This window comes from Campylobacter sp. BCW_6871 (genome assembly GCF_001762325.1).
Classification (GTDB): domain Bacteria; phylum Campylobacterota; class Campylobacteria; order Campylobacterales; family Campylobacteraceae; genus Campylobacter_D; species Campylobacter_D jejuni.
Window position 1 is genome coordinate 1 of sequence record NZ_MJWQ01000077.1, and the last position, 1396, is coordinate 1396.

The following is a 1396-nucleotide window of genomic DNA, read 5'->3' on the forward strand; positions in this document are numbered from 1 at the left end:
AGAAGCTACTCTTAAAAAAGGAGTGTGATGATATAAACTTTCTTTTTCATCTAATTCTTCTTGATTAGCATAAAGATTAATCCTTACCTTAACCCTTCCATGCTCATCAGTATAAATAGTATTTCTCTCACTTTCTATATCCTTACTCTCTCCTATAACAATACCTTGAGTGCTATTAGGAGCTTTAGGTTTAACTTTAAAACTTGGAGTAAAGATAATATTCTTTTTTAATAAAGTTAAAGTATTGGAATAAGATTTACTTAAATTTAAATCTTTTAAATTTAAATGATCATTAGTATTAATAGAATTAGCTAAGATGGCATCATCAATTAAGATTTGAGTATTAGCAATAATAATAAAGTCTTTAAGCAAAGAAGCTTTATCTTGTTTTTCTTCATCTTGATTTTTTATTTCTTCTTGATGATTAAACTCCTTATAATTTAAAGTGATAAAATCTCCTAAGCTAAGATGATAAATATTACTTTTTGCTAGTAAGCTTTCATTTAATACTAAGGCTCTTTTTTCTTTAAGAGAAGGCTTAGTCTTTAAATCAATGCTTTTTGTAAAAGAATATTCACTCTCATAAAAATGTTCATTATAATAAGCCTTGTTATTAAGTTCTTGTTCATAAGGAACTTTACTAGAGTGTAAGGATAAAAGATTTAAAGGAGTATTGGCATTGATACTAGAATGTGTAAAAGAATTAGTTCTTAAGCTTTGTTCTTTATAAATAGAAGAAATACAAGCTTGATTTAAAATATTATTAACATTAGGATTATATTCTATCTCTTTATTTTTTACATTTTTATATACATCACAAAAATAAATAGTGTTCTCATCTTCATAAAAAAAGATTCCATTATTATGGCTTAATCTTGTAATAAAGTCTAAATCACTTTCATTGTATTGAGAGATGAGTTCTTGTTTTTCATAATTAAAATGTATATTAGAATAATCAATTTCTTTATGTAAGATATCTTGATAAAAACTAAGGGTTTGTTTAATCACTTCTATAATATTAGTATGAGTATAAATACGATTGGCTTTATTTAAAGAAAGTCTTATCAAGACTGATTGAAGCTTAAAAGAAAAAAAATGCTTGTATTTTATTTGCTTAGTATTTGAAGCGCTATCATTAATATTTAAAGCACTTTCATGATTAATACCTAGATATTTTATATAAGTGATAATTCCTTTATAATTTTTAACTTCATTTGTGTCAAAATTTAAAGTATTGTTTTCATAAGGATTATGAATACTTAAAATAGCTTCTTGATCGATTAAAACATTAGGATGAAAATTAAAATCTTGACTTAGATTAAATAAGCTTTCATCTAAACTTTCAAAAAAGCCTTCACATTCTATAGAAAAAAGTTCTTCAAGACTTTCTTTGATA

General features: G+C 24.1%; 1 protein-coding gene. It reads right to left on the reverse strand.

The genetic code is table 11. The annotated features are described in order from the left end of the window. The coding region (locus AJ930_RS09020; protein WP_261659530.1) for a contractile injection system protein, VgrG/Pvc8 family at positions 1-1395 on the reverse strand (1395 nt) is incomplete at its 3' end. Position 1396 lies beyond the last annotated feature (1 nt).